This is a genomic window from Amycolatopsis sp. NPDC104775 (genome assembly GCF_055583325.1).
In genome coordinates this window covers 13,095-17,196 of record NZ_JBVJOE010000020.1, presented here as the reverse complement: position 1 = coordinate 17,196, position 4,102 = coordinate 13,095, and the positions used below count along the sequence as shown (strand labels likewise).

Annotated in this window: 4 protein-coding genes; all 4 read right to left on the bottom strand. The window is 67.1% G+C overall.

The features are described 5' to 3' along the window. Positions 1-169: 169 nt before the first annotated feature. The 4 genes from ACZ63D_RS41750 to ACZ63D_RS41735 are packed head-to-tail and all read right to left on the bottom strand — an operon-like array spanning position 170 to position 3,951. Complete coding sequence (locus tag ACZ63D_RS41750; protein ID WP_465359861.1) at positions 170-883, bottom strand: ABC transporter ATP-binding protein; 714 nt, start codon at positions 881-883, stop codon at positions 170-172. Further along, a complete protein-coding gene (locus ACZ63D_RS41745) occupies positions 870-1,799 on the bottom strand; it encodes an ABC transporter ATP-binding protein (RefSeq protein ID WP_465359860.1) in 930 nt (309 codons plus the stop codon). The genes ACZ63D_RS41750 and ACZ63D_RS41745 overlap by 14 nt, the downstream gene beginning before the upstream one ends. Then, positions 1,796-2,941: a branched-chain amino acid ABC transporter permease gene (locus tag ACZ63D_RS41740; RefSeq protein WP_465359859.1), complete on the bottom strand. Its 1,146-nt coding sequence runs from the start codon at positions 2,939-2,941 to the stop codon at positions 1,796-1,798. Before ACZ63D_RS41740 ends, ACZ63D_RS41745 begins: the two co-directional genes overlap by 4 nt. Beyond that, positions 2,938-3,951: a branched-chain amino acid ABC transporter permease gene (locus tag ACZ63D_RS41735; RefSeq protein ID WP_465359894.1), complete on the bottom strand. Its 1,014-nt coding sequence runs from the start codon at positions 3,949-3,951 to the stop codon at positions 2,938-2,940. The genes ACZ63D_RS41740 and ACZ63D_RS41735 overlap by 4 nt, the downstream gene beginning before the upstream one ends. Positions 3,952-4,102: the final 151 nt, after the last annotated feature.

Sequence of the window (4,102 nt, the reverse complement as noted above, 5' to 3'; positions counted from 1 at the left end):
ACGCCAGAGGAAACACATGCGGTCGTGTTCTCCTTCCCCCCCCCCCCCCCCCCCCCCCCCCCCCCCCCCCCCCCCCCCCCCCCGTCGTCACACTCAGCTTCGGGGTGCCCCCTCACGCAGGAGGCGCAATGTCGCCGCCAGGCGACGAGCCGAACCCGCCGAAACGAACTCACCCCACCCCGAGATAAGCCTCCTTGATACTGGTATCAGCCAACAACTCCTGCCCAGTACCAGTCTTGGTGATCCGCCCAGTCTCCAGCACATAAGCCCGATGCGCCCGAGACAACGCCTGCTGCGCATTCTGCTCAACCAGCAGCACCGTCGTCCCCTGCCGATTGATCTCCGAAATAATCCGGAAAATCTGCTGAATGAACTGCGGCGCCAGCCCCATCGAAGGCTCGTCCAGCAACAACAACCGAGGCTTCGCCATCAACGCCCGCCCGATCGCGAGCATCTGCTGCTCACCCCCGGACATCGTCCCGCCGACCTGGCTCTTCCGCTCAGCCAGCCGCGGAAACAACTCGAACACCCGATCGAAATCCGGCTGCAGTTTCTTCCGATCCTTGCGCGCATAAGCGCCCATGTCCAGATTCTCCAGCACCGTCATCCCGGGGAAAATCCCCCGGCCCTCCGGAGCCTGAGAAATCCCGCGCACCACGCGCAAATCCCCGCGCAGCCGCGAAATGTCCTCGCCGTCGAACCGGATAGCACCGGCGGAGATCGGCCGGATGCCGGAGATCGCCCGCATCGTGGTCGATTTCCCGGCGCCGTTCGCCCCGATGAGGGTGACGATCTCGCCCTCGTTGACCGTGATGGACAGCCCGGACACGGCCTGGATCCGTCCGTAGTGGACGGAAACGTCGGAAAGCTCAAGCAACGTCATCGTCGGGAACTCCCAGGTAAGCGGCGATCACGGCGGGGTTCTCCCGGATCTCGGCCGGTAGCCCGTCGGCGATCTTCTTGCCGAACTCCAGCACCACGATCCGGTCGGTGACGCCCATGACGAGCTTCATGTCGTGTTCGATCAGCAGGACGGTGTAGCCGTCGTCGCGGATCGTCCGGATCAGCCCCATGAGCTCTTCCTTCTCCGCCGGGTTGAACCCGGCGGCAGGCTCGTCGAGGCACAGCAGCTTCGGCTCGGTGGCCAGCGCCCGCGCGATCTCCAGCCGGCGCTGATAGCCGTACGGCAGGTTCTTCGCGCGGTCCGCGGCCCGGTCGGCGATACCGACGAATTCCAGCAGCGCCATGGCTTTCTCGATCGCCTGCTTCTCCTCGCGGTGGTGCCGCGGGAGCCGCAGGAGGGCCCCGAGCAGGCTCGTCTTGTGCCGTGCGTCGGTGCCGACGACCACGTTTTCCAGCGCGGTCATCTCGGAGAACAGCCGGATGTTCTGGAACGTCCTGGCGATGCCGAGCTGCGTGATCCCGTGCCGCGACGCCTTCCCGAGCGGCTTGTCCTCGAGCAGCACCTGCCCCGACGACGGCCGGTAGACGCCGGTCATCGCGTTGAAGCAGGTGGTCTTGCCCGCGCCGTTCGGGCCGATCAGGCCCAGGATCTCGCCGCGCCGGATCTCGAAGGACACCGAATCGAGCGCCACCAGGCCGCCGAAGCGGACGGTGACGTCGTCGACCTTGAGCAGCGTCTGCCCGTAACCGGCCTGGATCTCCCGGTCCGGCGCGACGACCTCGGCGACCTCGGCCTCGTGCTCGGCGAGCTGTTCGGCGGTCATGTTCGCGACCTCGGCCACGAGGCCGCCCTCGGCCGGGACCTCGGGCCCGTTTCCGTTGCCAGGGACCGTCATGCCTTCTCCCCCGGGTTGTCGGTGACCAGCGAACCGTCGCTGCTGATCTGCTCGCCCTTGCCGAGCAGCCGCTGGTACGCCTGCCTGCCGTAGGCGAGCAGCCGCTGCCGCGCGCCGAGCAGGCCTTGCGGGCGAAAGATCATCAGGATGATCAGCGCCACGCCGAAGATCAGGTACTTGTACTCCGCGATCGCCTGGAACCGCAGCGGCACGTAGGCCACCACGATCGCGCCCAGCAGCACGCCGACCTTGTTGCCCGCGCCGCCGAGAATCACCGCGGCCAGGAACAGCATCGACGTGACGACGTCGAACTTCTGGTTGTTCACGAAGCCCAATTGCCCCGCGTACAGCGCGCCGGAGAGGCCGCCGACCGCGGCGCCGCCGACGAACGCCCAGATCTTGAACTTGAACGTCGGCACGCCCATGATCTCGGCCGCGTCCTCGTCGTCGCGGATCGCGACCCACGCGCGGCCGACGCGGCTGCGCTCCAGGTTCCCGACCACGAACAGGATCACGATGATGATCGTGACGCAGAGCCAGTACCACGGGATGCCGTCGGTGTTGTTGAACAGCGGGCTGCCGTCCGCCTTCGTGCCCGGCGGATGCCCGACGCCCTGGAAGCCGCGGTTGCCGCGCAGCGGGTCGATGTTGTCGGCCAGCAGCCGCACGATCTCGCCGAAGCCGAGCGTGACGATCGCCAGGTAGTCGCCGCGCAACCGCAGCGTCGGCGTCCCCAGGATCACCCCGAAGATCATCGTGACCACCATCGCGATCGGCAGCACGACGAGGAACGGCAGCTTCGACAGGGACGAGTCCGGGCTCGTGAACAGCGCCATCACGTAGGCGCCGATCGCGAAGAACCCGACGTAGCCGAGGTCGAGCAGACCCGCTTGGCCCACCACGATGTTGAGCCCGATGGCGACCAGCGCGTAGCGGGCCACCTCGAACATCGCGATCGGGAAGTCGTACCCGGGCTGGGTGGTGATCAGCGGCGGGTTCAGCACCGGCAGCAGGTAGACCAGCGCCACCAGCGGGATGAGCACCCCCCACTGCTGGACCCGGGACAGCCTGTTCCACCACTCCGAAACCGGGCGGCGGCGCGCCTTCGCCGGTGCGGCGGGCGGCGTCGTAGTCGTCGTCATACCCGTGCCTTTCCGAGCGATTCGCCGAGAATGCCGGTCGGGCGGAGCATCAGGATCAGCACCAGCAGGACGAACGCGACGACGTCGCGCCATTCGCCGCCGAACAGCGACTGCCCGTAGTTCTCCACGACCCCGAGCAGCAGGCCGCCCAGCAGCGCGCCGCGCAGGTTGCCGATGCCGCCGAGCACCGCGGCGGTGAACGCCTTGATGCCGAGGATGAAGCCGCCCTGGTAAGAGGCGCCCTGCGGGATCTTCATCATGTAGAACAGCGCCGCCGCGCCGGCCAGCAGGCCGCCGATGAGGAACGTGAGCGTGATGACGCGTTCCTTGTTGACGCCCATCAGCGTCGCGGTGTCCGGATCCTGCGCCACCGCGCGGATGCCGCGGCCGAACTTGGTCCGGTTGACGAACATGTCCGTGCCGATCATCAGCAGGATCGACGCGATCACGGTGATGATGGTGACGATCTTGACGCTGCCGCCGAAGATCGTGAACACCTCGTCGTTGCGCAGCAGCCGGATGCTGTTCTCCGGGTTGCCGCCGCGCCAGATGAACAGGATCTGCTGCAGCACGAAGGAAGCGCCGATCGCGGTGATCAGGAAGACCAGCCGGGGAGCCTTGCGTTTGCGCAGCGGCCGGTAGGCCACGCGTTCCAGCACGACCGCCGTGCCGCCGGACACCGCCATCGACGCGACGAGCGCGATCAGCAGGAAGCCGATCAGCTCGAAGATCGGCAGGTCCGGGGTCGCGCCGGGGCGGAAACCCAAGCCGTAGAAGGTGAACCACGTCGCGAAGGCGCCGTAGATGAACACCTCGGAGTGGGCGAAGTTGATGAGTTTGAGCACGCCGTAGACGAGGGTGTAGCCCAGCGCCACGAGCGCGTAGATGCTGCCGTAGGAAAGACCGTCGATCGTGTTGTCCCAGAACTGGTTCAGGAACGAATTCACGTCGAAGGTGATCCAGCTTCCGCCGCCCTGCGCGAGGACGAGCGAAGTGAGGTCAGGGGTCATCGGCACACTAGTTCTCCATGTGGGTCCGGGGGGGGGGGGGGGGGGGGGGGGGGGGGGGGGGGGGCTCCCCCCCCCCCCCAAAAAAAAACAAGAAACCACCCACCCCCGTTGTTCTGGCCTCCCCCCCCCTTTTCCCCCCCTCCAACACCCA

What these genes read in the sequence shown, in the direction of transcription:
- ACZ63D_RS41735 (WP_465359894.1), bottom strand. Translation starts at nt 3,951, where the DNA reads ATGACCCCTGACCTCACTTCGCTCGTCCTCGCGCAGGGCGGCGGAAGC.
- ACZ63D_RS41745 (WP_465359860.1), bottom strand. Translation starts at nt 1,799, where the DNA reads ATGACGGTCCCTGGCAACGGAAACGGGCCCGAGGTCCCGGCCGAGGGC.
- ACZ63D_RS41740 (WP_465359859.1), bottom strand. Translation starts at nt 2,941, where the DNA reads ATGACGACGACTACGACGCCGCCCGCCGCACCGGCGAAGGCGCGCCGC.
- ACZ63D_RS41750 (WP_465359861.1), bottom strand. Translation starts at nt 883, where the DNA reads ATGACGTTGCTTGAGCTTTCCGACGTTTCCGTCCACTACGGACGGATC.